The 26262-nt window shown below is 71.5% G+C and carries 23 protein-coding genes and 1 riboswitch; of the genes, 6 read left to right on the top strand and 17 right to left on the bottom strand.

Going from position 1 to position 26262, the window contains the following annotated elements:
* Positions 1-171: 171 nt before the first annotated feature.
* The 6 genes from E6R62_RS21735 to E6R62_RS21710 form a co-directional block, all read right to left on the bottom strand.
* The gene (locus tag E6R62_RS21735; RefSeq protein WP_136215186.1) at positions 172-1314 is read right to left on the bottom strand and encodes a glycosyltransferase family 4 protein; all 1143 of its coding nucleotides are present in this window, start codon (positions 1312-1314) and stop codon (positions 172-174) included.
* A 24-nt stretch (positions 1315-1338) separates the two neighbouring features.
* Positions 1339-2457, bottom strand: a complete 1119-nt coding sequence (locus E6R62_RS21730; protein WP_136215185.1) for a hypothetical protein — start codon at positions 2455-2457, stop codon at positions 1339-1341.
* A gap of 25 nt (positions 2458-2482) precedes the next feature.
* Entirely contained in the window at positions 2483-3526 is a 1044-nt protein-coding gene (locus E6R62_RS21725) for an NlpC/P60 family protein (protein ID WP_136215184.1), read from the bottom strand.
* 237 nt (positions 3527-3763) lie between these two features.
* Positions 3764-4798, bottom strand: a complete 1035-nt coding sequence (locus tag E6R62_RS21720) for a C40 family peptidase (RefSeq protein ID WP_136215273.1) — start codon at positions 4796-4798, stop codon at positions 3764-3766.
* A 299-nt stretch (positions 4799-5097) separates the two neighbouring features.
* Positions 5098-6462, bottom strand: a complete 1365-nt coding sequence (locus E6R62_RS21715; RefSeq protein WP_136215183.1) for an NYN domain-containing protein — start codon at positions 6460-6462, stop codon at positions 5098-5100.
* 40 nt (positions 6463-6502) lie between these two features.
* Positions 6503-6742 (bottom strand): hypothetical protein, encoded by a 240-nt coding sequence (locus tag E6R62_RS21710; protein WP_136215182.1) that lies wholly within the window; start codon positions 6740-6742, stop codon positions 6503-6505.
* Between the two features lie 149 nt (positions 6743-6891).
* On the opposite strand from E6R62_RS21710, the gene E6R62_RS21705 reads away from it, so the two are divergent.
* Both E6R62_RS21705 and E6R62_RS21700 read left to right on the top strand, forming a co-directional pair.
* Complete coding sequence (locus tag E6R62_RS21705; protein ID WP_136215181.1) at positions 6892-7617, top strand: rhomboid family intramembrane serine protease; 726 nt, start codon at positions 6892-6894, stop codon at positions 7615-7617.
* Positions 7614-7895, top strand: coding sequence for an Lrp/AsnC family transcriptional regulator (locus E6R62_RS21700; protein WP_007263678.1), 282 nt, complete (start codon positions 7614-7616; stop codon positions 7893-7895). The genes E6R62_RS21705 and E6R62_RS21700 overlap by 4 nt, the downstream gene beginning before the upstream one ends.
* A gap of 141 nt (positions 7896-8036) precedes the next feature.
* On the opposite strand, the gene E6R62_RS21695 is transcribed toward E6R62_RS21700, so the two are convergent.
* The 6 genes from E6R62_RS21695 to E6R62_RS21670 form a co-directional block, all read right to left on the bottom strand.
* Positions 8037-9458: an aminotransferase class V-fold PLP-dependent enzyme gene (locus E6R62_RS21695; protein ID WP_240801804.1), complete on the bottom strand. Its 1422-nt coding sequence runs from the start codon at positions 9456-9458 to the stop codon at positions 8037-8039.
* A gap of 214 nt (positions 9459-9672) precedes the next feature.
* A riboswitch (SAM riboswitch) is annotated at positions 9673-9789 on the bottom strand.
* Positions 9790-9979: 190 nt separating this feature from the next.
* On the bottom strand, positions 9980-11071 hold the full coding sequence (gene trpD / locus E6R62_RS21690) for an anthranilate phosphoribosyltransferase (protein WP_136215180.1): 1092 nt from the start codon (positions 11069-11071) through the stop codon (positions 9980-9982).
* 178 nt (positions 11072-11249) lie between these two features.
* Positions 11250-12881, bottom strand: a complete 1632-nt coding sequence (locus E6R62_RS21685) for a cytochrome bc complex cytochrome b subunit (RefSeq protein ID WP_136215179.1) — start codon at positions 12879-12881, stop codon at positions 11250-11252.
* Positions 12878-13936, bottom strand: a complete 1059-nt coding sequence (locus E6R62_RS21680) for a ubiquinol-cytochrome c reductase iron-sulfur subunit (protein ID WP_136215178.1) — start codon at positions 13934-13936, stop codon at positions 12878-12880. The genes E6R62_RS21685 and E6R62_RS21680 overlap by 4 nt, the downstream gene beginning before the upstream one ends.
* Positions 13933-14742 carry a c-type cytochrome gene (locus E6R62_RS21675; RefSeq protein WP_136215177.1) on the bottom strand — a complete coding sequence of 270 codons (810 nt, stop codon included), beginning with the start codon at positions 14740-14742 and terminating at the stop codon, positions 13933-13935. The genes E6R62_RS21680 and E6R62_RS21675 overlap by 4 nt, the downstream gene beginning before the upstream one ends.
* Positions 14743-14817: 75 nt before the next feature.
* The gene (locus E6R62_RS21670) at positions 14818-15438 is read right to left on the bottom strand and encodes a heme-copper oxidase subunit III (protein WP_136215176.1); all 621 of its coding nucleotides are present in this window, start codon (positions 15436-15438) and stop codon (positions 14818-14820) included.
* Between the two features lie 201 nt (positions 15439-15639).
* Here E6R62_RS21670 and E6R62_RS21665 point away from each other — a divergent pair, with 201 nt between their 5' ends.
* Positions 15640-16041: a hypothetical protein gene (locus E6R62_RS21665; protein WP_136215175.1), complete on the top strand. Its 402-nt coding sequence runs from the start codon at positions 15640-15642 to the stop codon at positions 16039-16041.
* A 93-nt stretch (positions 16042-16134) separates the two neighbouring features.
* On the opposite strand, the gene E6R62_RS21660 is transcribed toward E6R62_RS21665, so the two are convergent.
* The 4 genes from E6R62_RS21660 to coxB all read right to left on the bottom strand — a co-directional run bounded on the left by E6R62_RS21660 (position 16135) and on the right by coxB (position 20609).
* Positions 16135-17382, bottom strand: coding sequence for an Ig-like domain-containing protein (locus E6R62_RS21660; RefSeq protein WP_136215174.1), 1248 nt, complete (start codon positions 17380-17382; stop codon positions 16135-16137).
* Between the two features lie 124 nt (positions 17383-17506).
* A complete protein-coding gene (locus E6R62_RS21655) occupies positions 17507-17905 on the bottom strand; it encodes a cytochrome c oxidase subunit 4 (RefSeq protein ID WP_136215173.1) in 399 nt (132 codons plus the stop codon).
* Complete coding sequence (gene ctaD / locus E6R62_RS21650) at positions 17902-19638, bottom strand: cytochrome c oxidase subunit I (RefSeq protein ID WP_136215172.1); 1737 nt, start codon at positions 19636-19638, stop codon at positions 17902-17904. The genes E6R62_RS21655 and ctaD overlap by 4 nt, the downstream gene beginning before the upstream one ends.
* Positions 19635-20609 carry a cytochrome c oxidase subunit II gene (coxB, locus tag E6R62_RS21645; protein WP_136215171.1) on the bottom strand — a complete coding sequence of 325 codons (975 nt, stop codon included), beginning with the start codon at positions 20607-20609 and terminating at the stop codon, positions 19635-19637. Before coxB ends, ctaD begins: the two co-directional genes overlap by 4 nt.
* A 282-nt stretch (positions 20610-20891) precedes the next feature.
* Here coxB and E6R62_RS21640 point away from each other — a divergent pair, with 282 nt between their 5' ends.
* A complete protein-coding gene (locus tag E6R62_RS21640) occupies positions 20892-22271 on the top strand; it encodes a cysteine desulfurase/sulfurtransferase TusA family protein (RefSeq protein ID WP_136215170.1) in 1380 nt (459 codons plus the stop codon).
* A 1015-nt stretch (positions 22272-23286) separates the two neighbouring features.
* On the opposite strand, the gene E6R62_RS21635 is transcribed toward E6R62_RS21640, so the two are convergent.
* Positions 23287-24261: a carbohydrate kinase family protein gene (locus E6R62_RS21635; protein ID WP_136215169.1), complete on the bottom strand. Its 975-nt coding sequence runs from the start codon at positions 24259-24261 to the stop codon at positions 23287-23289.
* 132 nt (positions 24262-24393) lie between these two features.
* On the opposite strand from E6R62_RS21635, the gene E6R62_RS21630 reads away from it, so the two are divergent.
* Positions 24394-24609 (top strand): hypothetical protein, encoded by a 216-nt coding sequence (locus E6R62_RS21630; protein ID WP_136215168.1) that lies wholly within the window; start codon positions 24394-24396, stop codon positions 24607-24609.
* A gap of 141 nt (positions 24610-24750) precedes the next feature.
* On the top strand, positions 24751-26214 hold the full coding sequence (locus E6R62_RS21625; RefSeq protein ID WP_136215167.1) for a hypothetical protein: 1464 nt from the start codon (positions 24751-24753) through the stop codon (positions 26212-26214).
* Positions 26215-26262: the final 48 nt, after the last annotated feature.

The raw sequence follows: 26262 nt of genomic DNA, 5'->3' as shown, positions 1-26262 counted from the left end.
CATGAGCGGGTTCCGCCCAACCGGCCATAACCCGCACCGACACTTATGTGAGTGACAGTCAGACATGGCTCGACCGTAGTCGCGCCCCGTCCGACCCAGCCCGCTTCGCCGGACCACACCCCATGATCGACCGCGGGGTGCGAGAATTCGCCCCCGCCCCGCGTCCGGGTCTCACAGCAACGCGCGGAGCCTCTCCGCGAGCAGGTCCCAGCGCCACTTCTCCTCGACCCAGGCCCGGCCGCGCTCGCCCATCCGGCGGCGCAGCTCCGGGTCCAGGAGCAGGGTCACGATCCGATCCGCGGCCTCCCCGGGGTCCCCGCCCCGGACCACCCAGCCGGTCTCCCCGTCCAGGACGGCGTCCGGCGCCCCGCCCGAGTCGCCCGCCACCACGGGCAGGCCCGTCGCGGAGGCTTCGAGGTAGACGATGCCGAGGCCCTCGACGTCGAGGCCCCCGCGCCGGGTCCGGCACGGCATCGCGAAGACGTCCCCGGCGCCGTAGTGTGCGGGCAGCTCCTCCCAGGGGACCGCCCCGGTGAAGACCACCGAGTCCGCGACCCCGGTGGAGGCGGCCAGTGCCCGCAGGTCCGCCTCGTACGGGCCGCCGCCCACGATGAGCAGCACCGCGTCCGGCACCGCCGCCAGGATGCGCGGCATGGCCTCGATGAGGGTGTCCTGCCCCTTGCGGGGCACGAGCCGGGACACGCACACCACCACCGGCCGGTCGGTCAGGCCCAGCCGGGCCCGTACCGCCGTCCCGCCCGACCCGGGGTGGAAGGTCTTCTCGTCCACACCGGGCGGCAGTCGGGTCATCCGCGCCGCCGCCCGGTCCGTGAGCGCCGAGGCGATCCGGGTACGCGTGTACTCCCCCAGGTAGGTCAGGGTGTCCGTGCCCTCGCCGATCCGCCGCAGCAGCTGCCGGGCGGCCGGCAGCTGCGCCCAGCCCGCCTCGTGCCCGTGTGTGGTCGCGACGATCCGCCGGGCGCCCGCCCTGCGCAGCGCCGGGCCCATCAGGCCCAGCGGGGCGGCCGCGCCGAACCACACCGACGCGCAGCCGTGTTCCCCGAGGAGCTCCACCGCACGCCGGGTCACGCGGGGCGTCGGCAGCAGCATCGTCGTACGGTCGCGCACCACCCGGAACGGCTGCTCCGCGTCGAAGGCGGCGGTGGCCGCGCGGCCCTCCTCGTCGTGCTTCCAGGTGGAGGCGTAGACGACGATCCGGTCGGGATCCAGCCGCAGGGCCATGTTGTGCAGGAAGGCCTGGATGCCGCCCGGTCGCGGCGGGAAGTCATTGGTCACGATCAGCGTCTTGTGCATCGCCAGCCAACGTACCCGACGCCCCTATCCGAGCTCCTCCCGCAGTGCCTCGCGCCAGGCCCGGGTCAGTTCGGCCCGGTCCACCCCGAGGGTCTCGTCCAGGGCCGTCGGCAGGGGTGCGCGGCCCGCCTCCTCGTACAGCCGCACCAGGGCCGCGTCGCCCCACTTCGCCGCGATGAGCCGGCAGGCGAGCCAGGCTCCCTCGTACGACCGTGCCAGGGCCTCCGGGTCACCGCCGAAGGCGAAGTCCCCGTCCGCCGGCAGCGCGCCCGGCAGGTCGCCCCGCCGCACCGCACGGGCCAGCTCCGGCGCGGCCTCCGCCGGGGTGCGGCCGCCGGCCCGGTACGCGGCCCAGTCCGCGAAGCCCTCGGACAACCACAGCGGGGTCGTCGCGGTCGTCGCGGCGCGGGTCGCCACATGGGTCGTCTCGTGGGTCAAGACGACGTCCCGGCCCGCCTCCGACAGGCTCGCGTACCCCTCCGGGTTGATCACGACCCGGTCGGCCGGGGCGGGTCCGACCCCCACCCGGCCGGTGGTGACGGCGCCCAGCCCGCGGTAGGCGTCGGCCGGGCGGCCGAGCAGCGCCGCCATCGCGTCGAGGGTCGCCGGGGCGAGCACCACCACCCGGCCCGCCCATGGTCGCGGCCAGGCGGCGCCGACGGCCGGCACCGCCCGGTCCGCCTCCGCCGCGATCCCGGCGAGCGTCCCCCGGTCCCGGCCGACGCCCAGCACCAGCGCGTGCGCTCCCCGTACCACCGTCACCGCGCCCTGGTCCCACAGTTGTGGGGGCGCGCCCGGCGCGGGGCGGTCGGCGGCGACCCGCCATCCGTCGGCGCCGCCGCGCACCAGCTCCACCTCGCGGGGCGCGTCCGCCGCGGCGCTGTCGTAGCCGGCCAGGCGGTAGCGCAGCGTCGCCCGCGCGAAGGCCCGCGCACCGTCCCGACGCACCGAGGTGACCTCGTACGACCACCCCTCAAACGGGACGCCGGCCGGCCGCGCGGGCGGGGCCGCGGCCCACTCGGCGACGGCCTCGCGGACGGCGGGACCCGTGGTGTCGGCGGCCGGCGCGCCGCAACCGGTCGCGGGCGCGCACAGGAGCGGGACGAGCGCGAGGAGGCGTACGAGACGACGACCGGGGGGCATCAGCCGATCGTACGCACCCCGCCCGTCAGGGCCGGGTCACCGAGGACACCGGCATCATCCCGACCGGGTCGTACCGCACCCGGGCCCCCGGGTAGGGCGCGTGGACGACCTGCCCGTTGCCGACGTACATGGCGACGTGACTGGCGTCCGAGCGGTACGTCACCAGGTCCCCCGGCTGCGCCTGCGACAGCGGCACCCGCCGGCCGGCGTACCGCTGCTCCTGGGAGGTGCGCGGCAGGGACACCCCGGCCTGGCGGTAGGACCACACCATCAGCCCGGAGCAGTCGAAGCCGGAGGGCCCGGTGGAACCCCACACGTAGGGCCGGCCGACCGCGGAGCGGGCCGCGCGCACGGCGGCCGCGGCCCGGGACGAGGAGGGAACGGCCGAGGACAGGTCGGGCAGCGCGTCGGGGCGGTCGCCAGAGCGCGAGGCCCGCTCGAAGTCGGCGCGCTCCTCGGACGGCATGGCGTCCAGCAGCCGACGGGCCTCCGCGAGCTTCGCCGTGACCTCCCGCTTGTGCTCCGCGACGTCCGAGCGCAGCGCCTCCAGCTCCGCCAGTTTGCCGGAGGCCTCCTGTCGCTCCTGGCCGAGCCGCCGCTGTTCCTCGCGCAGTTCGGTGAGCTGCCGGGCCTGGCGGCCGCTGAGCCGGTCGAGGACGGCGGCCTTGTCGAGGTAGCCGTCGGGGTCCTCGGACAGCATCAGCGTGAGGACGGGGTCGAGGCCGCCTGAGCGGTACTGGGCCCCCGCGAAGGCGCCGAGGACGCCGCGCATGGTGTTGATGCGGTCCTGGCCACGGGCCACGGCGTCCTGCGCCCGGCTGATCTCCGCCCGGAGCCTGCCGGCCTTCTCGTCGGCCTCGTTGAAGCGCTCGGTGGCCTGCTCGGCCTCCTCGAAGAGCCGGTCGACCTGGGCGCGGGCGCCCGCCGAAGGCTCCTGGGGCAGGCCTGGGGCCGCACTCGCGACGGCCCCCGTCAGGGCGACTGCGGCGCCGGCCGCGGCGGCGGTGAAGGCGGTGAGCTTGATGCTCCGGTCGAGGCCGGTGAGCCCGGGCCGGCGATGGGACGCCACGTGAAACCGCTCCCTTGCGCTGCGCGCAGCCCGGGTCCGCCCCCCGTGGACGGCCGTGTGCCGGGTTCCGCGCTGGCAGACAGTAGTCGCGCGACCACACGCCGACCAACGGCCCGCGAGGGGCGCACACGACGACGCCCCGCCTCAGACGCAGGTCACCGGCGGGGCGTGGGGTCAGATCACGGCCGTGCAATTCGCCCGGATGGGCGGTGTACGGCGCGTCTCACGTGCGGACGCTCAGATGCGGACGCCGAACTGGAAGGGCATGTCGTCCATCGGCTCGTACTTGACGCCGCCGTTCGGGGCCGGGTGGGAGGCGTGGAGGACCTGGCCGTTGCCCGCGTAGAGGCCTACATGGTGCAGGTCGCCGTAGAAGAACACCAGGTCACCGGGCTGGAGTTCGCTCCGGCCGATGCGCGTGCCTTCGTTCGCCTGGGTATAGGTGGTCCGGCTGATGCTGACACCGGCCTGCGCGTAGGCCCACTGCGTCAGTCCCGAGCAGTCGAAGGAGTTGGGGCCGGTGTCGCCCATGTGGTAGGTGGCGCCCTCCACGGACGCGGCGGCGGCGAGTGCCGCCCCGGCCCGGCCCGAGCCCTTCGCGGCGCCGCCGCCACCGCTCGCGCTGCGGCTGGCTCGGCTGCTGCTCGCGTCCTGAGAACTGAGCTGCGCCCGCTCGTCCGCGGTCAGGCTGTTCAACTGGGCCTGGGCCTGGGCGAGCTTGTCCTGCGCGGCCTTCTTCTGCTCGCCGAGCTCCTTGCGGGTGGCGTCGAGGTCGGCGAGCTTGCCGGCGGCCTCCTGGCGCTGCTGGGCGAGGAAGCGCTGCTTGGCCTGGATCCTGCCGATGGTCTCGATCTGCTTGGCGCTCAACTGCTGGAAGGTGGAGGCCTTGTCGAGGTAGCTCTGCGGGTCGTCGGAGAGCAGGAGCGTGAGGGACTGGTCGATGCCGCCGGTGCGGTACTGGGCGCTGGCCATCGACCCCAACGTGTTGCGCATGTCGTTGAGTTCGAGCTGGCCGCGCGCGACCTGGTCCTGGAGCTGTGCGATCTCCTTTTCGAGCTTGTCCTGACGGTCCTTGGCGCCGTCGAACTTCTCGGTGGCCTGCTCCGCCTCTCCGTAGAGGGCGTCGACCTTGGCCTTGACCTCGTCCTTGTTCGGCTTCTCCGGGGCGGCCATGGCCGACTGCGAGGAGAGGGCGACCGCCGCGGCGGCGAAGGCGGTGAGCGCGGTCACGCGCGAGCGGCTCGGCTGCTTGGGTCGACGGTGGGACGCCACGAAGGCGAGCTCCTTCTTCCTCACGCCGCCGGAACGGAACACGACACGCTCGGCGGCACCTTCGCCGTCACTCCGAATGAGTGACCTACCGCACGAAGGTTTGAGCAGACCCTAGTGACCCGGCTGTGATCAGTTCAAATCATCGGGGGCAAAAAAGCGCCCCCTCACCGACTTCTTCACACGCTGTCAACGCTGGGTGCCGGGCACTTGACGGTGCGTTCCCACGACGCGCCGCCAATTCCGGCATCCCATCCGGTAATTGCCGATAACGGATCATCCACCACTGTGCCGGGCGAATGTCACGAAACGCGCGAAAGCCGCTTCAGCAACAAGGCGGACGTAACCGGGCGGGCTCCCGACTTCGCCACGCCGTCCGCCACCTCGCGGTCGGTGGACACCACGACCACCGGGCGACCCGGCGGCTCGGCCCGCACCAGTTGACGGATGAGCTCGTCCGCCGTGACCCCCGCCTTCGAGAAGAGCACGCGCACCCCGCGCGGCGGCGCGAGGAGCACCGGCGCGGCCAGCTCGGCGCCGTCGAAGACACAGGTCATCTCGGCGCCCGTCTGGGCGGCCAGCATCGACAGACCGCCCAACAGGCGCAACCGCTGCTTCTCAAGCGGCATCGTCGGGTAGCCGGTCTTCGTCACGTTGTAGCCGTCGACCACCAGATGCGCCTGGGGCAGCGCCAACAGCTGGTCCAGCAGCGCCGGATCGGTCTCGGACAGGGCCCGCGCCGCGATGTCCTTCGGCGTCATCCGGCCGGGCTCCACCGCGTCCACCGTGTCCGCCGGGCGCGTGGAGACGGGCGGCAGCGCCAACTCACGGCGCAGCCCGGCCGCCGCGTCCAAGACGGTGTCCAGCAGCAGCCGCAGCCGCATGTCCTCGACGCTGCGCCCCTCCCGGGTGGCCCGGCGCGAGGTCTCCAGCGCCGACTCCACCTCCGCCAGCCGGGACTTGAGCCGGCGGCTCTCGCTCTCGGCGGCGGCGACCCGGGCGGCGGCGTCGCCGCGGATGCCGTCGACCTCCGCCGTCAGCTTGCGCAGGGCCGCCTCGCCCCGCTTGACGTCGCTCTGGGCGCTGCGCAGCTTGCGCTGAAGCGATTCCGCTTCCTTGCGGACCGCGTCGAGTTCGGCCCGCACCTGCTCGCCACCCGAGCGCTGCGACGCGCGCGCGTGGGCCAGTTCCTCGCGCAGCCGTTCCAGCTCGCGCCGGGTCTCGTCACCGACCCGCTCGGCATCGGCGCGTTGCACCTCCTCGCCGGCGGCGGCCACCAGCTTGACCCAGCCGGAGGGCCGCAGGATGTACGCGGCGGCCGCCACGTCCTGCGGATCGGCCGCGGCGGGCGGGGCACCGCACTCCAGCGCCCCGGCCAGTTCCGCCTGGGCGTCGCGGAGCTTCTCCGCGACGCGCCCGCGGAAGACGGGGTCCGTCTCCACGGCCGCTGCCATCGCGTTCCCGGCGAACTTGGCGCGCCGGGTCGGGGTGAAGCGGGCGTACTGGCGCAGCTGCGCGGGCAGGTCCGCGACCGTCAGACCGCCGAAGGCGTCCGAGACGAGCGCGATGACCCGGCGCCGGACGCCTTCCGGCAGCGGGCGGTCGAGCACCTCCGCGGCGTCGCCGGCCGCGTCGGCCGGCTCAGCGCCGCTTGCTGGCTCCACAATCCGTCACCCCTACCGTGATCTACTGTGGGCCCGGCTCCCGTCAGGAGTCCGCGCCCGGCCTGTCCACGAGCTCGATCTGGTCCACCGCGTTGCACCAGCGGCAGCGGACCGATTCGATGGTCTCATTGACCACCTCGCGCTCCTCGACCGTGGGCTCCCCGGCGAGGTCCAGGTGGACGTACTCGACGACCTTCGACGAACGGGTGACGTCGAAGCGCGTGAGGTTGCCGCACAGGGTGCAGCGCCACCGGGTGGTGTCGGTCGGCAGGGGAACCGTCATCAGGCCGCTCTCTCCTTCGTAGCTCTTTCAATTAAAGCCGCCCGCCGCAGCCGTCGGGGCGTGTGACGGCCTTTTCGGCGGACCGCAGCACGTAACCCTACGGCCTGGCACCCCCCGGACGGGGGCTCTACTGCGTCATGCTCTGTCTCATGATCGTAAGGTGGCAGGCTGCCCTCGGGGACGCCGTGCGGGGCCCGGTGGTCACCCGCGCGCTGATCGCGGGCTGCTGTGTGGTGTTCGTCCTCGGGCCTGCCTCGGGCCTGAACCCGGTCTACGGCACGGGTGACCTGTTACTCGAGACGGGGACCGCGTACTTCCGGCGCTGGGGCGTGGTCCCGGACGAGCTCTTCGGGGGAACGGCGCGGGCCCTGCTGACACCGCTGACGGCGCTGTTCGTACACGGGAGCTGGCTGCACCTGCTCGGAAACATGCTGTTCCTGCACGTGTTCGGCGCGATGGCGGAGGAGCGGATGGGCCGCCCGGCGTTCCTCGTCTTCTACGTCACCACGGGGTACCTGGCGCTGGCGGCGTACGCGGCGGCCAACGCCTCCTCCGACCAGACGCTGGTCGGCGCGTCGGGGGCGATCTCGGCGGTGCTGGGCGCGTTCCTGTGCCTGTTCCCGCGCGCCCGGGTGACGAGCCTGTTCCCGTTCCTGTTCTTCCTGCCGCTGCGGTTCCCCGCGTGGATCGTACTGATGTTCTGGTTCGTCCTGCAGTGGCTGGCGGCGCACCGGGCGGCGAGCGGTCCGGGGGTGGCCTACCTGGCCCACGTCGTGGGGTTCTCCCTCGGGTTCGCCTACGCCTGGGTGCGGTATCGGCGTACGACTAGAGTGAGGCGACCAGCGACGGCCAGCGAGGGAGACAGCCAACCGTGATCACCGCGATCGTGCTCATCAAGACCAGCGTGGACCGCATCCCCGAGATCGCCGAGTCCATCGCGCAGCTGGACAGCGTCAGCGAGGTCTACTCCGTCACCGGCACCTACGACCTCATCGCGCTGGTCCGCGTCGCCCGCCACGAGAACCTGGCGGACATCATCCCGGGCCGCATCAGCAAGATCCCGGGCGTGGAGGCGACGGACACCCACGTGGCGTTTCGCACGTACTCCCAGCACGACCTGGAAGCGGCCTTCGCGATCGGCCTCGACGCGTAGCCTCCGGCCGGGGTTCCGCGGGAAGGGACCCGAGCCGGACGCCCGGCGCCGCGCGGCGGTGCCCGGCGCCCTCCCGTCGCCCGCCGGTCCGGCCCGACCCGGGCGTCGTACGCACCCGCCCGCCGGCCGGACGGGGCCGCGTCAGGACACCGGCACGCAGCGGCCTTCCTCCGTGCGGTACCGCCACTTCGCGCCGTCCGCGACCAGTTCCCGCACCGCGCGGACGAAACGGTCCACGTGTTCGTCCGGGGTGCCCGCGCCGAAGCTCACGCGGATCGCGTTCAAAGACCTCTCCCCCGGCGCCGCCTCCGGGGCCCCGCATTCACCCTGGGCCTGCGGCTCGCCGCCCAGCAGCGTCCGCACCAGCGGGTGGGCGCAGAACAGGCCGTCGCGGACGCCGATCCCGTACTCGGCCGACAGCGCGGCGGCGAAGTGGGAGCTGTTCCAGCCGTCCACCACGAACGAGATGACGCCGACCCGCGGGGCGTCGTCCCCGAACAGGGACAGCACCCGGACCTCCGGGACCCCCGCCAGGCCCTCGCGGACCTTCGCGATGAGCTGCCGCTCCCGGGCGACGAGACCCTCGAAGCCCGCCTCCGTCAGCGCCCGGCAGGCGGAGGCGATGGAGTAGACGCCGATGACGTTCGGGGAGCCGGCCTCGTGGCGGGCGGCCGTGGTGTGCCATTCGACGTCCACGCCGCCGTCCTCGCGCCGGGCCACCTTCCGCGAGGCCCCGCCGCCCGCCAGGTAGGGCTCCGCCTCCTGGAGCCAGTCGGCCCGTCCCGCCAGCACGCCCGAGCCGAAGGGGGCGTACAGCTTGTGACCGGAGAAGGCGACCCAGTCGACGTCCAGCTCCCGCAGCGACACGGGGTGGTGCGGCGCCAGCTGGGCGGCGTCCAGGACGATGCGGGCGCCGTGGGCGTGCGCCGCCGCGGCCAGTTCCCGCACCGGCCACAGCTCACCGGTGACGTTGGACGCGCCGGTGACGCACACCAGCGCCGGGCCGTAGGGCTCCCGCGCGGCAAGCGCCAGCTCCAAGGTGGCGACGGCCTCGTCGGGCGTGCGCGGCGCGTCGAGGTAGGTGACCCGCGCGTCGCCCCACGGCAGCAGCGAGGCGTGGTGTTCGGTCTCGAAGACGAAGACCTGGCAGCCGGCGGGCAGCACGGCGGCGAGCAGGTTCAGCGAGTCGGTCGTGGACCGGGTGAAGATCACCTGGTCGGAGGGGCGGCAGTCCAGGAACTCCGCGACCGTGACCCGGCTCTGCTCGAACAGGTCGGTGGAGAGCTGCGAGAGGTACCCCGCGCCGCGGTGCACGCTGCCGTAGTACGGGGCGTAGGCGGCCACGTCGTCCCAGACCCGCTGGAGCGCCGGCGCGCTGGCCGCGTAGTCGAGGGCCGCGTAGGCGACCTCGCCGCCGGTGACCAGCGGGACGGTGACGTCCCGGCCGAGCACGGACAGCGGCTCGGCACACACGGCTTCGGCGGGAACCCGGTCCGCGACGCGCTCGGCGGAGGCGTGGTCTGCGGTGGCGTGCTCGGCGGTGGCGTTCAGGGATGCGGACATGGCGGTATCTCCCGGCAGGCAGGGCTGAATGGCTTCGGGTTCTGCCCGTACGCGGGTACGGCTCGGCGGCCGTCCGGGGTACGGGGACGCCTCGGGGTCCGGGTACGCGCAAGCGTCCCTGTTCCGAGGGGTGAAGAAGGGGGCGGAGACGCCCTATCGCATTCGCTTGCTCACGGAAAACGCTCCTCGAGGACCAGGATCCCTGGTGTCGAGGGATCCGCGCTTGCCGTAGACCTCACTGCCTACGGCCTGGTCATCACCCGGGGCACCCCGCCACGGAAGGAGGGTTGCCGGACAGCGAGCCGGGGCCAAAACGCTGTCACTCGTGACCTGGTCAGCATCCTGCCACAAGATCCCTCACGCGCAAGACCCCGGTCCGCATACTGGACCGGGGTCGCCTCTTTCACGCCGTTCGCGCACCGCTCGGCCGCAGGCGGCCTCCCGGGCCTCTACCGGCTGCGCCGGACTCCGGCCGCCGGACCCCGGGCGGGATGGGCCCCCGTGCACCGCCCGGCCGGAGCCTAAGCGTTGCTCGCCGCCACCCAGCGCTCCAGGGCCGCCCGGGCCGCACCCGAGTCGATGGCCTCCGCCGCGCGGCCGATGCCCGCCGCGATCTGCTCCTCCAGGGAGCCGGTGCCGGGGTCGAGCGCCACGAGGGCGGCCGCCGAGTTGAGCAGCACCGCGTCCCGTACCGGCCCGCTCTCACCCGCCAGCAACCGACGCGCCACGTCCGCGTTGTACGAGGCGTCCTCGCCCCGAAGCGCCGAGACGTCCACCAGGTCGATGCCGACGTCGCGCGGGTCGAAGGGCTGTTCCGTCACCGAGCCGTCGCGCACCCACCACACCCTGGACGTGGCCGTCGTCGTCAACTCGTCCATGCCGTCGTCGCCGCGGAAGACCAGGGCCGAGGAGCCGCGTTCGGCGAGCACGCCCGCCACGATGGGGGCCACACGGGCGTCGGCCACGCCGGTCGCCTGGGCCCTGACCCGCGCCGGGTTGGTGAGGGGACCCAGGAAGTTGAAGGTGGTCCGGATGCCCAGTTCCTTGCGGGCCGCGGCGACGTGCCGCAGCGCGGGGTGGAACTTCACCGCGAAGCAGAAGGTGACGCCGGCCCGCTCCGCGACCTCCACCACCCGCGCCGGGGTCAGGTCGAGGTTGACGCCGAGCTTCTCCAGGACGTCGGACGCGCCGCTCGCGGAGGAGGCGGCCCGGTTGCCGTGCTTGACGACCTTGGCTCCCGTACCGGCCACCACGATCGCGGACATCGTGGAGATGTTCACCGTCTTGGCCCCGTCGCCGCCGGTGCCGACGATGTCCACCGTCCGACCGGGGACCTCGATCAGGTTGGCGTGGGCGTACATGGCCCGCACCAGCCCGTTGATCTCGGCGACCGTCTCCCCCTTGGCCCGCAGCGCGACGGCGAAACCGGCGATCTGGGCGTCGGTGGCTTCCCCGCGCATGATCCGGTCCATGGCCCAGGCCGTGTCCTCGGTGCTCAGGTCCCGGCCGGTCAGCAGGGCGTCGAGGACGCCCGGCCACGTGGGGGTCCCCCCGGACGAAGTCTGGGGGAGGGCCGCCACGCCGTCGCCGCCTGCCGGGGTCGCAACGTTCATGGTCCGCTCCTGCGCTAGTGGGCCGCCCCGTAAATCGCCGCCCACGTCGAATGGGAAGGCCCTCAGCCTATCCAGCCGGCGGGGACGGCAAAGAGCCCCGTCCAGACCCTGGACGGGGCTCTCGCCGTGGCGACACCAGGATTGACCTGAATCAATCCCTCAAGCGGTCAAGCGGGGATCAGTGGTGGCCGTGGCCGCTCTGGATCTCCTTGTACTCCTCCACCGTGGGCTTCGGAATCTGGTTGTTCTCCCCGTAGAAGCCCTTGCTCAGCTTCGCGCGGAGCTTCTCCGTGGCCTTCGGCTTGCGCTCCACGCCGTTCTCGTCGACCGTCGGGCCGAGTTCGATCGGCTGGTACTGCTCGTGCGAGGTGAGCGTGTGCAGCTTCGCCTGCGGCAGCGGCTCGTGGACCTCGACGAACTCACCGTGCGGCAGCCGCTTGATGACGCCGGTCTCGCGACCGTGCAGCACCTTGTCGTGGTCCCTGCGCTGGAGACCGAGGCAGATGCGCTTGGTGGCGATGAAGGCCAGGACCGGGACGACGAAGAAGCCGATCCGGACGAACCACGTGATGTTGTTGATCGAGAGGTGGAAGTACTGCGCGAACATGTCGTTTCCACCGCCGATCAGCAGGACGATGTACTCCGCGATCCAGGCGACACCGAAGGCCGTACGGGTCGGCACGTTGCGCGGGCGGTCCAGCAGGTGGTGCTCCCGCTTGTCCCCGGTGACCCAGGACTCGATGAACGGCCACACGGCGATCGCGCCCAGCACCAGCGGGAAGAGCAGCAGCGGGATGAACACACCCAGGACGAGCGTGTGGCCCCACAGGTTGATCTCCCAGCCCGGCATGGCACGGATCAGGCCTTCCGGCATACCCATGTACCAGTCGGGCTGCGCGCCGGTGGACACGTGGTCCGGCCGGTACGGGCCGATCGCCCAGATCGGGTTGATCGAGGCGAGCGCCGCGATGGCCGCGATGACACCGAAGACCAGGAAGAAGAAACCTCCGGCCTTGGCCATGTAGACCGGCAGCAGCGGCATGCCGACGACGTTGTTGTTCGTCTTGCCGGGGCCCGCGTACTGGGTGTGCTTGTGGTAGAAGACCAGGATCAGGTGGGCCACCAGCAGGCCCATCATGATGCCGGGCAGCAGCAGGATGTGGATCGAGTAGAACCGCGCGACGAAGTCGCCGCCGGGGAACTCGCCGCCGAAGAGGAAGAACGACAGGTACGTGCCGACGATCGGCACGGACAGGATCGCGCCCTCCATGAAGCGGACACCGGTGCCGGAGAGCAGGTCGTCCGGCAGGGAGTAACCGGTGAAACCGGTGAACATGCCGAGGACCAGCAGCAGGAAGCCGAAGAGCCAGTTGACCTCACGCGGCTTGCGGAACGCGCCGGTGAAGAACACGCGCATCATGTGCACGACCATGGCCGCGACGAAGATGAGCGCCGACCAGTGGTGGATCTGCCGGATGAGCAGACCGCCGCGGACGTCGAAGCTGATGTCGAGCGTCGAGGCGAAGGCCTCGGACATCTGGACACCCTGCATCGGCACGTACGGGCCGTGGTAGACGACCTCGTTCATGCTCGGGTGGAAGAACAGCGTCAGGTACACACCCGTGAGGATGATGATGATGAAGCTGTAGAGGCAGATCTCGCCGAGCATGAAGGACCAGTGGTCCGGGAAGATCTTGCGCATGTTCGACTTGGCCAGGCTGTAGATGCCCAGGCGGCCGTCGGCCCAGTCCGCTACCCGCTCGCCGGCGGGCGCTTTGCGCTGACTGTCGGTGGTGGTGGCAGTGCTCATCCGCGCTCCCAGAATGCAGGACCGACGGGCTCTTCGAAGTCGCCGCGCGCTTCGAGGAAGCCTTCGTCATTGACGCCGATCCGCAGCTGCGGAAGCGCGTGACCAGCGGGGCCGAAGATGACTCGGGCGCCGTCGGAGAGGTCGAAGGTGGACTGGTGGCACGGGCACAGCACGTGGTGCGTCTGCTGCTCGTACAGGCTGATCGGGCAGCCGACGTGGGTGCAGATCTTGGAGAAGGCCACGATGCCGTCGTGGGACCACTCCAGCTCCCGCTTGTCCTTGATGTCCTGCGGCTGGAGCCGGACGATCATCAGGGCGGCCTTGGCGATCTGGTTCTGGAAGTCGTGCTGGGTCTCCTCCAGGCCTTCCGGCATGGCGAAGGTCAGCGAACCGACGACCACGTCCTCGGGACGCAGCGGCTCCATCGTGTTCTGGTTGATGAGCAGCTTGCCCTTGGCCCACAGGGTCTTGCGCAGCTTGTCCTCGGGCAGCGGGCCCAGATCGCGCATGATCATCAGGGCGGAGAGCGGCAGCATGGCCAGGGCGCCCAGCATGGTGTTGCGGATCAGCGGACGGCGGCCGATGGCCGACTCGCTCGCGCCGGCGGCGAAGTCCTGGAGGACCTTCGCCTTGACCTCCGCCGGCGCCGCGATGGCGTGGCGCTCGTCGGCGACCTCCACGTCGGACATCAGGGTGCGGGCCCAGTGGACCGCGCCCGCGCCGATGCAGAAGAGGGCCGTGCCCAGGGTCAGGCCGAGGGCGAAGTTCAGGCCGCTCACCCTCCCGATGGGGAAGATGTAGACGTACTTGTCGACCGGGATGGTCACGTACGCGGCGATGAAGCCGATCGTGGCCAGCATCGACAGCGTGAACAACATCGCGACCACGCGCTCGGACCGCTTGGCGGCCCGCTCGTCGATGTCCTGGATGCGCGGCTTGTGGACCGGCATGCCCGGGTCGGCGAACGGATCGTCCGCGACTGCTACGCCACCGTGGTGCGCGTCGCCCTGCTCGCTCGGCAGGTGCTTCTCTTCGGGAATGTCTTGGCTACTCATGACTTCTTGGCCTTAGCGGTGTGGGCCGCGACCCAGACGGCGACAGCGATCAGCGCACCCAGAGCGAAGATCCAGCCGAACAGACCCTCGGAGACGGGGCCGAGGCCACCGAGCTTCAGGCCGCCAGGGCTGACCGACTTGTCGCCGTTCACGTTCTGGAGGTACGCGATGATGTCCTTCTTCTGCTTCTCCGGCATCGTGCTGTCGGGGAAGGAGGGCATGTTCTGCGGGCCGGTGAGCATGGCCTCGTAGATGTGCTTCGGCGAGACGTCCGCAAGGTTGGGAGCGTACTTGCCGTGCGTCAGGGCGCCGCCCTCGCCGGTGAAGTTGTGGCACTGCGCGCAGTTGTTGCGGAACAGTTCGCCACCCCTCGCGATGTCGGCACCCGCCGGGTCGACCTGCTTCTGGGTGGGCACGGACGGGCCGGCTCCCAGGGAGGAGATGTACGCGGCCAGCTGGTCGATCTGGGCCTGCGTGTAGACCGGAGGCTTCGCCGGCACCTGGGCGCCGGGCTGCTGGGCGGGCATGCGGCCCGTGCTCACCTGGAAGTCGACGGCCGCGGAGCCGACGCCTACCAGGCTGGGGCCGTCACTGGAACCCTGACCGCCGGTTCCGTGGCAGCTTGCACAGCCCACGGCGTAGAGCTTCTTGCCCTCCTCGATGGCGAGGGACTGGGCGGTTTCATCGGCCTGCGCCTTGCCCGCGGGGGCGAAGGCGGCGTAAAGCCCCCCAGTGGCCGCCAGCGCGAGGAGTAGAACGACGACCGCCGCCAGCGGATGGCGTCGTCGTGCGGAGAGCTTTTTCACGGATTACCCCGGTGTCAGGATCTTCTGCGTCGGTGTTTCTGGATGGATTGCCGGGCGCGCCCGGCGACGTGTTCGCTACTTGATCAGGTAGATCGTCGCGAAGAGGCCGATCCAGACGACATCGACGAAGTGCCAGTAGTAGGACACGACGATGGCCGACGTGGCCTGTTCGTGGGTGAACCTCTTGGCCGCGTACGTCCGGCCGAGGACCAGCAGGAAGGCGATGAGACCGCCTGTCACGTGCAGACCGTGGAAGCCGGTGGTCAGGTAGAACACCGATCCGTACGGTCCGGACTTGAGGGAGAGTCCCTCCTCCTTGACCAGATCGGTGTACTCGAACACCTGGCCGCCAATGAAGATCGCACCCATGACGAACGTGACGATGAACCACGTCCGGAGCTTCTTCACGTCACCGCGCTCGGCGGCGAATACGCCGAGCTGGCAGGTGAGGGAGGAGAGCACCAGGATCGTGGTGTTCGTCGCCGAGAAGGGCAGATTCAAGGCCGAGGCCTGCTCTGTCCAGTACTCGGCGCCCGTCACGGATCGCAGGGTGAAGTACATCGCGAAGAGGGCCGCGAAGAACATCAGCTCGGAACTCAACCAGATGATGGTTCCGACGCTGACGAGGTTCGGCCGGTTGACCGTCGGGTGCGCGTGCCCGGTATCTACTGTCGTTGCTGTCGCCACGACCGACATTATGTCGGTCGCTTATCCCGCCCTCACCCCGGGGGGTGCCGTTCGGAGTGTCAGAGGCGTGTGCAAGGCCCGAACGGCCCATCAGATCGGCTTGCCGGCCGGTGCCCCCGAGGGTGCGCGAACCGATGTTGACAACGGGTCGGACGGAGTAGCATCCCGCGCAACATCAACGTGATTCACGGGCACACGTGGAGGAACGAAATGCGGGCGACTGCGCGAGTTCTGGTCTACAGCGACGACGCGGGCACCCGGGAGCAGGTGCGGTCGGCCTCCGGGCGCAGGCCGGCCGCGGACCTGCCGCCGGTGGAGTTCCTGGAGTGCGCGACGCTGCCGGCGGTCCTCAAGGCGCTGGACGAAGGCGGTGTGGACGCGTGCGTGCTGGACGGCGAGGCCGTTCCGGCGGGCGGCATGGGCGTGTGCCGGCAGATCAAGGACGAGATCTTCCGGTGTCCCCCGGTACTGCTGCTGATGGGGCGCCCGCAGGACGCCTGGTTGGCCACCTGGAGCCGCGCGGACGCGGCCGTCACCCTTCCGGTTGACCCCGTGGACTTCCCGGAGGCCCTGGCGCGTCTGCTGCGCGCCCGACTGTCCCTGGACGCGTAACCGGGCGCCGCTCAAGCGGAACCGGCCCGTCGGGAGCCTCTGGGGGCTCACGGGGGCCGGTTCGGGGCCGCTGGGCGTACCTGCCGGGGCGGTTCAGACCTGCGGGCGCAGTCGGGCCTGGTCGACCGCGTTGCGGCCTTCCTGGGTGCCGCCGACGAGCGCGCTGCCCTCGCGCCAGTCCTTCCAGTCCATGTTCCAGTCGCCGTAGCCGTTGCCGAAGGTGTCCATGTCCTCGCCGATGCTGTTGATCACCTTGACGATGTCGCCCTCGCTGATGTTCTCGTAGAACCAGGCGGCGTTGGCGGTGCTCATGCCCGTGCAACCGTGGCTGACGTTCTCGTAGCCCTGGGAACCGACGGACCAGGGCGCGGCGTGGACGTATTCACCACTCCAGGTGACGCGCGTCGCGTAGTAGACGGGCAGGTTGTAGTACTCGCTGCCGCCGATGCCGACCGTGTCGCCGCGCATCTGGACGTAGTACTGCTTGCCCAGGACCACCTTGATGCCGTTGCGGGTGGAGAAGCCGGGCTTTCCGGTGGTCACCGGAATGGTGTTGATCACTTCTCCGTTGCGCTTGAACGTGAGGTAGTGGGACGCGGCGTCGGTGGTGACCTCGACGCGGTCCCCGATCTCCAGCTTCAGCGGCTTGCTGGCGGTGCCGTAGAGGTCGTCGGTGACCTTGACCCCCTCCAGGTTGCTCCGGACGGAGACGGTGGAGTGGGCGGGCCAGTAGTCCTTGGGGCGGTAGTGCAGCTTCTTGTCGTCCACCCAGTGCCAGGTGCCCTCGACGCCCGACGGCGCGTCCACGACCAGGGCGCGCTCCACGAGGGCGCGGGCCGCCTTGTCGTGGACGGGCTCGTTCAGCTCGGCCGTGATGGGCTGTCCGACGCCGTACTTGCCCGCGTCCGGGCCGAATTCCACCTGGAGGACCTTCTTGGCCGGGGTGGTGTCGAACGTCAGCGTGCGCTGCCCCGGGGCGCCCCGCTCGTTCTCCGTGCTCACGGTGGCCGTGTAGCGCACGCCCGCGGCCATCGGGGCGGTGCTGTGCCACCGGTCTCCCTTGGCGGAGAGCTCGCCCGCCAGGCGGCGGCCGTGGGTGTCCACCACGGTCACGTCGGTGATCCGGTTCCCGGAGCCCTTGGAGGTGACTTCCAGGGGCCTGTTGGGGTCGACGGGGCGGCCGCCCGGGGCCTGGTTGAAAGCGATGTGGTCGCCCGCGTCGTACGGGCGGGCGGACAGCGGGTTGTCGTCGGACCCCCCGCACGCGGTGGCGCCGGCCCCGAGGGACGCGACCAGCAGGGAGCAGCTGAGTACCGTCCAAAGACGCGGTGAGTGCTTCATGGAGCCAACGCTATGAAGATATGACAATTACGGCGCGCGGGGTGACTGCAAACGAGGGGCCCGAACTCCTCCGTTGGAGGTGTCCGGGCCCCTGGTGTCGTGCTTCGGGTCCTGCGGGGTGTGGCTACTGGTTCTGGTTCTCACCGCGGTAGTACTCGTACACCCAGCCCCACAGGCCGATCACGATGATCGGGGCCGAGAAGTACATGAGCCACCAGCCGAAGATGACGCCCATGAACGCGAGCGCGCCGCCGATGCCCAGCGAGAGCGGCTGCCAGCTGTGCGGGGAGAAGAACCCCAGCTCGCCCGCCTCGTCGGCGACGTCGGCCTCCAGGTTGTCCTGGGCCATCTCGTCCACGCGCTTGGCCGTGAAGGCCAGGTAGTAGCCGATCATGACGCTCAGGCCGAAGGCCAGGAAGAGCGCGGTGGTGCCTACGGGCTCCTTCGACCACACGCCGTACACGACGGCCATGATCAGGATGAAGAAGGAGAGCCAGAGGAACAGCTTGCCCTGGATCTTCACTTGCCGGCCTCCTTGTCGCCGGTGAGGGCCTTGGTGGCACCGGCGGTGTGGTCCTCGAGGTGGTCGAGGGCCGCGATCTCCGGGTGGTGCAGGTCGAACGCCGGGGACTCGGAGCGGATCCGCGGCAGGGTGAGGAAGTTGTGCCGCGGCGGCGGGCAGGAGGTCGCCCACTCCAGCGAACGGCCGTAACCCCACGGGTCGTCGACCTCGACCTTCTTGCCGTACTTCGCCGTCTTCCAGACGTTGTACATGAAGGGCAGCATCGACAGGCCGAGCAGGAACGAGCTGATCGTGGAGATCGTGTTCAGCGTGGTGAAGCCGTCGGCGGCGAGGTAGTCCGCGTAACGACGCGGCATGCCCTCGGCACCGAGCCAGTGCTGCACCAGGAAGGTGCCGTGGAAGCCGATGAACAGCGTCCAGAACGTGATCTTGCCGAGGCGCTCGTCCAGCATCTTGCCCGTGAACTTCGGCCACCAGAAGTGGAAGCCGGCGAACATCGCGAAGACCACGGTGCCGAAGACGACGTAGTGGAAGTGCGCGACGACGAAGTACGAGTCGGAGACGTGGAAGTCCATCGGGGGCGAGGCCAGGATGACGCCGGTCAGACCACCGAAGGTGAAGGTGACCAGGAAGCCGATCGTCCAGAGCATCGGGGTCTCGAAGGACAGCGAGCCCTTCCACATGGTGCCGATCCAGTTGAAGAACTTCACACCGGTCGGTACCGCGATCAGGAAGGTCATGAAGGAGAAGAACGGCAGCAGCACACCGCCGGTGACGTACATGTGGTGGGCCCACACGGTCACCGAGAGACCGGCGATGGCGATCGTCGCGGCGATCAGACCGATGTAGCCGAACATCGGCTTACGGCTGAAGACCGGGATGATCTCGGAGACGATGCCGAAGAACGGTAGCGCGATGATGTACACCTCTGGATGGCCGAAGAACCAGAAGAGGTGTTGCCACAACAAGGCTCCGCCGTTCGAGGCGTCGAACACATGCGCACCGAACTTCCGGTCGGCCTCCAGCGCGAAGAGCGCGGCGGCCAGCACCGGGAAGGCGAGCAGGACCAGAACACCGGTCAGCAGCACGTTCCAGGTGAAGATCGGCATGCGGAACATCGTCATGCCCGGGGCGCGCATGCAGATGATCGTGGTGATGAAGTTGACCGAGCCGAGGATCGTGCCGAAGCCCGAGAAGGCCAGACCCATGATCCACATGTCGGCGCCGATGCCCGGCGAGCGGACCGCGTCCGACAGCGGGGAGTAGGCGAACCAACCGAAGTCGGCCGCGCCGTTCGGCGTGACGAAGCCGGCCACCGCGATGGTCGAGCCGAAGAGGTACAGCCAGTACGCGAACATGTTCAGCCGCGGGAACGCCACGTCGGGCGCGCCGATCTGCAGCGGCATGATCCAGTTCGCGAAGCCCGCGAACAGCGGGGTGGCGAACATCAGCAGCATGATCGTGCCATGCATGGTGAACGCCTGGTTGAACTGCTCGTTCGACATGATCTGCGAGCCCGGACGGGCCAGCTCGGCGCGCATGAAGAGCGCGAGCACGCCGCCGATCAGGAAGAACACGAACGACGTGACCAGGTACATCGTGCCGATGGTCTTGTGGTCGGTCGTGGTCATCCACTTCACGACCACGTTGCCCGGCTGCTTGCGCCGTACCGGCAGCTCGTTCTCGTACGAGTCGGCTGCGGCGGCACCCTGAGGTTCGTTGAGGATGCTCACAGTTTGTTCGTCTCCGCGTTCCGGGCCGAGTCCGTCTGGTTGATGCCGGCCGGGAGGAAGCCGGTCTGCCCCTTCTTGGCCAGCTCCTTGAGGTGCGCCTGGTATTCGGCGGGCGAGACGATCTTCACGTTGAAGAGCATCCGGGAGTGGTCGACGCCGCAGAGCTCGGCGCACTTGCCCTTGTAGGTGCCGAACTGGTCCGGGGTGACCTCGAAGACGTTGGTGTGACCGGGGATCACGTCCTGCTTGAACAGGAAGGGCACCACCCAGAAGGAGTGGATGACGTCATTCGACGACAGGATGAAGCGGACCTTCTCGCCCTTGGGCAGGTAGAGGGTCGGCCCCGGGTTGCCGGTCTGCGGGTTTCGCTCGCCGGGGACGCCCCTGTCGTAGACGCCCTCGGCGCCCGCGGGGAAGTCCTTGGTGAAGCGGTCCGGGATGTTGGCGAGGTTCTTGGGAACCTCACCCGCCTTCGGAGTGGCCCCGTCGCCGTCGACGTTCTCGACGTAGTTGAAGCCCCAGCTCCACTGGTAGCCGATCACGTTGATCGTGTGCGCCGGCTTGGCGGAGAGGGACAGCAGCTTCGACTCGTCACGCGCGGTGAAGTAGAAGAGCACCGAGACGATGATGAGCGGGACCACGGTGTACAGCGCCTCGATGGGCATGTTGTACCGGGTCTGCGGGGGGACCTCCACCTTCGTCCGGCTGCGCCGGTGGAAGATGATGCTCCAGATGATCAGGCCCCAGACCAGGATGCCCGTGACGAGGGCGGCTGCCCACGACCCCTGCCACAGGGACAGGATGCGGGGCGCCTCCTCCGTGACCGGGGTGGGCATTCCGAGGCGGGGGAAGTCTTGCCAGTTGTACGAGCAACCAGTGGCGGTCGCCAGGACCGCGCCCGCAGTCAGCGCCTGCAGCAGCTTCCGCCGCATCGGGCGCCGCGGCGAGCGGTCGGAGCCGTAGGGACTCACGTAGCGCCTTCCCGAGAGTCTCGGCCCGCGCGGCCGGCCGCGGCCGTGTTCGGGTCGGTCGCCGGCCCTGACGCAGGCAGGGGTTTGGATGTTTATGCGGACCAAACCCTACTGGACGCTATTTGGGGTCGCGCGGGGAGGGTGCCCAACGCGCCGCTACTGCCCCCGAAGGGATGGATGCGCCGTCCGGGGGACGGGCCATCCGGCTCTGAACGGCGGCCGGGACACCTGTTCTGACGGGCCCTGACCCGGGTGGGGCGGACGGGCGGTTAGCGTGCCCGTATGCCGTACTTCGACTCCGCTTCCGCCGCCCCGCTGCACCCCGTGGCCAGGCAGGCGCTGCTGGCCGCCCTCGACGAGGGGTGGGCCGACCCCGCCCGGCTGTACCGCGAGGGGCGGCGCGCCCGGCTGTTGCTGGACGCGGCGCGGGAGGCGGCCGCCGAGGCGGTGGGGTGCCGCGCCGACGAGCTCGTCTTCACTCCTTCGGGGACGCACGCGGTTCACACGGGGGTCGCGGGGGCGCTCGCCGGACGACGACGGGTCGGGAACCGGCTGGTGGTGTCCGCGGTCGAACACAGTTCAGTCCTGCACGCGGCCGAGACGCACGCGGCTTCCGGCGGCGCGGTGACGGAGGTTGCCGTGGATCGCCTGGGGGCGGTGTCCGCCGACGGGTACGCGTCCGCCCTCGACCCGACCACCGCTCTGGCCTGTCTCCAGTCGGCCAACCACGAGGTCGGCACGGTCCAGCCGGTGGCGGAGGTGGCGGAGGTCTGCGGGGCCGCCGGGGTGCCGTTGCTGGTGGACGCGGCGCAATCGCTGGGCTGGGGACCGGTCGAGGGCGCCTGGTCGCTGTTGACCGCGAGCGCCCACAAGTGGGGCGGACCCCCCGGGGTGGGGCTGCTGGCCGTGCGCAAGGGCGTCAGGTTCGCCCCCCAAGGCCCGGCGGACGAAAGGGAGTCGGGCCGCTCCCCCGGCTTCGGGAACCTCCCGGCCGTCGTGGCGGCGGCGGCGTCGCTACGGGCCGTACGCGCCGAGGCGGACGCGGAGGCGGCCCGGCTGCGGGTCCTGGTGGACCGGATCAGGCGCCGGGTCGCCCGGCTGGTCCCGGACGTGGAGGTGGTGGGCGACGCCGAGCGGCGGCTGCCGCATCTGGTCACCTTCTCCTGCCTGTACGTCGACGGGGAGACCCTGCTGCACGAACTGGACCGGGCGGGCTACTCGGTGTCGTCGGGCTCGTCGTGCACCAGTTCCACCCTGACGGCGTCGCACGTCCTCAAGGCGATGGGCGTGCTGTCGGAGGGGAACGTGCGGGTGTCGCTGCCGCCGGGGACCACGGCCGAGGAGGTGAACGGTTTCCTGGAGGCGCTGCCGAGGGCGGTGTCGGGGATACGGGCGCGTCTCGGGGTGCCGTCGGCTCAGGAGGCGGCCCCGGTCGCGGAGTCGGTGGAGCTGGACGCGCTGGGCCTGCGGTGCCCGCAGCCGGTCATCGAACTGGCGCGGGCGATCGGGAGGGTGCCGGTGGGCGGGACGGTGACGGTGGTGTCCGACGACGAGGTGGCCCGGCTCGACATCCCGGCGTGGTGCGTGATGCGCGGCCACGCGTACGTGGGCGAGACCCCGCGCCCGGCGGGGGCGGCATACACGGTCCGCCGCCTGACCTAGGCCCCCGCCGGGGCCGCCCGACCCCACCGCCGGGACCGGAGGGCACACGGCTGCGCGGGAGCCGGACGCTCGGCGGGGCCGCCGGGGTCTTGCCGCTGCGCGGAGGCGAGACGCTCGGCGGGGCCGCCGGGTCTTGCCGCTGCGCGCAGACCGGAGGCTCGGCCGGCCGGGGGCACACCGCTGCACGGGGTCGAAGGCCCGGCGGGGCCACCGTGGGCTTGCCGCTGCGCGGCGCCGGACGCTCGGCGGGGCCACCGGGGGCTTGCCGCTGCGCCCGGACTCCGCCCGGCGCGCGGGCCGGCGGGGCCGGGTGACGGGCTCGGCTCGGGCCCACGCCCGAACACCGGCCAGGCGGAGCCCCGCTTCGATCACCGGCCGAGCCGGGCAGCGGGCCACGCCCGGAGCCTCGAACCCAAGCGACACCGGCCGGCACCCCCCGCCCGAGCCCGCGCGCCGAGCGCGGGCGAGGCCGTGCCTGCACGCCGACCGAGCCGAGCAGCGGGCTCCGCTCGGGGCTGCCCGCACGCCGGCGAGGCCCGCCTGGACCGGGCCTGCGCGGCGGGGCCGGGTGACGGGCTCGGCTCAGGCCTGACCCGAAGGCCGGGGAGTCCGACCGGCACGCCTCGGTCCGCGCGCCGAGCGCAGGCGGGGCCGGCAGCGGGCCACGCCCGGAGCCTCGAACCCAAGCGACGCCGGCCGGCACCCCCCCGCCCGAGCCCGCGCGCCGAGCGCAGGCGAGGCCGGGTGGCGGGCTCGGGGCCGAGCCCGACACCGGCCAGGCGGAGCCGAGAGCAGGACCCGGCCGGGCGTGCCTCGAACGGCGGCGAGGCAGGCCCGCCCGGGCCGGGCCTGCGCGGCGGGGCCGGGTTACGGGCTCGGCCCGTGCCACGGCATCGGCCAGGCGGAGCCGCACCCGCAGTCCGGACACCGGCCGAGCCGAGTAACCGGTCCCGAGCGGCGGGGAGTCCGGACGGCACGCCCCGCCCGCGCGCCAAGCGCGGGCGGGGTCCGGCCGCTAGGCCAGGTGGGCCTGGACCTCGGCGGCGGCGGTGTCGCCGTAGGCCTTGGCGAAGCGCTCCATGAAGTGCGCGCGGGCCAGGGTGTACTCCTGGGTGCCCAGGGTCTCGATCACCAGGGTCGCCAGCATGCAGCCGACCTGCGCCGCCCGCTCCGGGCCGACGCCCCAGCCGAGGCCGGTCAGGAAGCCGGCGCGGAAGGCGTCGCCGACGCCCGTCGGGTCGATCTTCGCCTTCTCCTCCGGGCAGCCGACGACGATCGGCTCCTCGCCCTCGCGCTCGATGCGCACGCCGTTCGAGCCGAGCGTGGTCACGCGGGTGCCGACCTTGGAGAGGATCTCCGCGTCGGTCCAGCCGGACTTCGACTCGATGAGGCCCTTCTCGTACTCGTTCGAGAAGAGGAACGTCGCACCCTCCATCAGGGTGCGGATGTTCTCGCCGTCCATCCGGGCGATCTGCTGCGAGAAGTCGGCCGCGAAGGGGATGCCGCGCGTACGGCACTCCTCCGTGTGGCGCAGCATCGCCTCGGGGTCGTCGGCGCCGATCAGGACGAGGTCCAGGCCGCCCACACGGTCGGCGACGGCCTTGAGCTCGATGAGGCGGGCCTCGCTCATGGCGCCCGTGTAGAAGGAGCCGATCTGGTTGTGGTCGACGTCCGTGGTGCACACGAAGCGCGCGGTGTGCAGCACCTCGGAGATCCGGACGGATTCGGTGTCGACGCCGTGCCGGTCCAGCCAGGCCCGGTACTCGTCGAAGTCGTAGCCGGCGGCGCCGACCAGGATCGGGCGGCTGCCGAGCTGCCCCATGCCGAAGCAGATGTTCGGGCCGACACCGCCCCGCCGGACGTCGAGGTTGTCGACGAGGAAGGAGAGGGAGACCGTGTGGAGCTGGTCGGCGACCAGCTGGTCGGCGAAGCGGCCCGGGAAGGTCATCAGGTGGTCGGTGGCGATGGAGCCGGTGACTGCGATACGCACGGCGTGGATGCTCCTGCGAGGGACGGCGAGGGGACAGTCAAAACTACCCGGTCGACGGCTCCGGGCCGACCCGTCGAAACTACCCCGTAGTAGGTCTTTCTCGTCGCGCGGCCCAGGCCTAACGTGCCCTCCATGACCTACACCGATGGTTTCGGGTACGCCGAGCACACCGCCGGGGCGCGGCCGGGCTTCGCGCGACTGTTGGGCGACTGCGCCCGGATGGCCCCGCACTGGGCGGTCCCGGCGGACCCGCGGCCCGCGCCGGTGGCGCCCTCGCAGATCCACGGCGTCAGCGTCCCGCCCGCTTCGGCGCGCCTCATCGCCGGGACGACGGAGTACGGCGACTGAGGCCGCCCCGGCGCCGACCCGTTCGGCGCCGAACCGTTCGACCCCGACCCGTTCGAGGGGAACCCGTTCGAGGGGAACCGGTTCGCGGTCCGCTCCGTCACACCCGCGTCGAGACACGCGGGACAGGCGAAGGAGCGATCAGTGACCAGCGAACAAGGCGACACATCACGCCCCACCCGACGGCGGCCGGGCTGGGCCGTCGGCTCGGTCGCGGCGGCCGTCCTCCTGGCGGGCGGGGGTACCGCCTACTGGGCGTCCACGGCCTACGGCGACGGCTCGGGCGGCCACCGTACGGGTGACAGCGCGGCCTCCGCGCCCCGTGCCGCGGCGCCGACGCCGCCGGGCCCGGGCATCGCCCCCGGTGAGCCGGACCCCTCGGGCGGCGGGGTGACCTACCGGGCCGCCGGCAAGCTCCCCGACGGCCCGGCCACCGCCCCGAGCTTCGCCGCGACCGGCGAGGTGACCTCCGAGGAGGTGGCCCGGCTCGCGACGGCCCTGGGCATCCCCGGCACGCCCCGGCTCACCGGCGACCAGTGGCTGGCCGGTGAGGCGGCCGACGGCTCCGGGCCCCGGCTCACGGTCACCCGTACGGCCCCCGGCACCTGGAACTTCACCCGCTTCCAGCCGGGCGGCGACGGCAACGGCGCGGGCAAGGGCTCCGGCTCCGGCTCCGGCGGCGACAACTGCAAGCCCGGCCAGGACACCTGCGGCCCGGCCACCCTCCCCCAGGGCGCGAAGGACACGGCCGATCCCGTTTCCGAGCAGGCGGCCAAGTCGGCGGCCGCCCCGGTGCTCGCGGGCGCGGGTGAGGCCGACGCCGCGCTGGACGCCCGCCTCACCCAGGGCGCGGTCCGGGTGGTGACGGCGGACCCGGTGATCGGCGGCCTGCCCACCCAGGGCTGGTCCAGCAAGGTGAGCGTGGGCCCCGACGGCACGGTGGTGGCCGGCAGCGGCGAGCTGAAGGCGCCGGTCCGCGCGGCCGAGCAGCCGGTGGTCACGGCCGCGGACGCGCTGGCCCGGCTCAACGCCCGCAGCGGCGGGTCCGGCGGGTCCGGCCCCGGCCCGAGCGGCTGCGCGACCTCCGTCCCGCTCACCCCGGACACGCCGACCGGCGCGACGGACACGCTGCCCTGCAACCCCGAGCCGCGCCCGATGAAGCCGCCGAGGACGGAGACCGTGCGCGGGGCCGTGCTGGGGCTCGCCGCGGGCACCCTCGACGACGGCGGGCGGGGCCTGGTCCCGGCCTGGCTCTTCGAGGCGGTCGCCAAGGAGGGCGCGGCGGCCCACACGGTGGTGGAACCGGCTTCGTCGCGCGAGACCGTGGCGCCGAGCGCCGGTCAGCGGACGGTGCCCGGGTTCTCGTACGCCGAGGCCGACCGCAAGCTGACCGTGAACTTCTGGGGCGGGGTGTGCAGCACCTACGCCGTGGAGGCGCGGGAGGAGGGAACCGACGTCCTCGTCAAGATCACCGACACCCCGAACAAGCCGGGGCAGGCCTGCATCATGCTGGCGAAGGAGATGTCTGCCACGGTGACGCTGCAGAAGCCGCTGGGCGACCGCAAGGTGGTCGACGCGACGTCGGGCAAGCCGCTCCCCCGCCAGTAGAGATCCGGTGGACCTCCGGTGGACCTTGCCCGGAGTACGACGAGGGCC

It is taken from the genome of Streptomyces sp. A1136, assembly GCF_004795055.1.
In the GTDB taxonomy this organism is placed as follows: Bacteria; Actinomycetota; Actinomycetes; order Streptomycetales; family Streptomycetaceae; genus Streptomyces.
The sequence above is the reverse complement of the archived record's forward strand: the minus strand, read 5'-3'. Positions and strand labels throughout refer to the sequence as shown.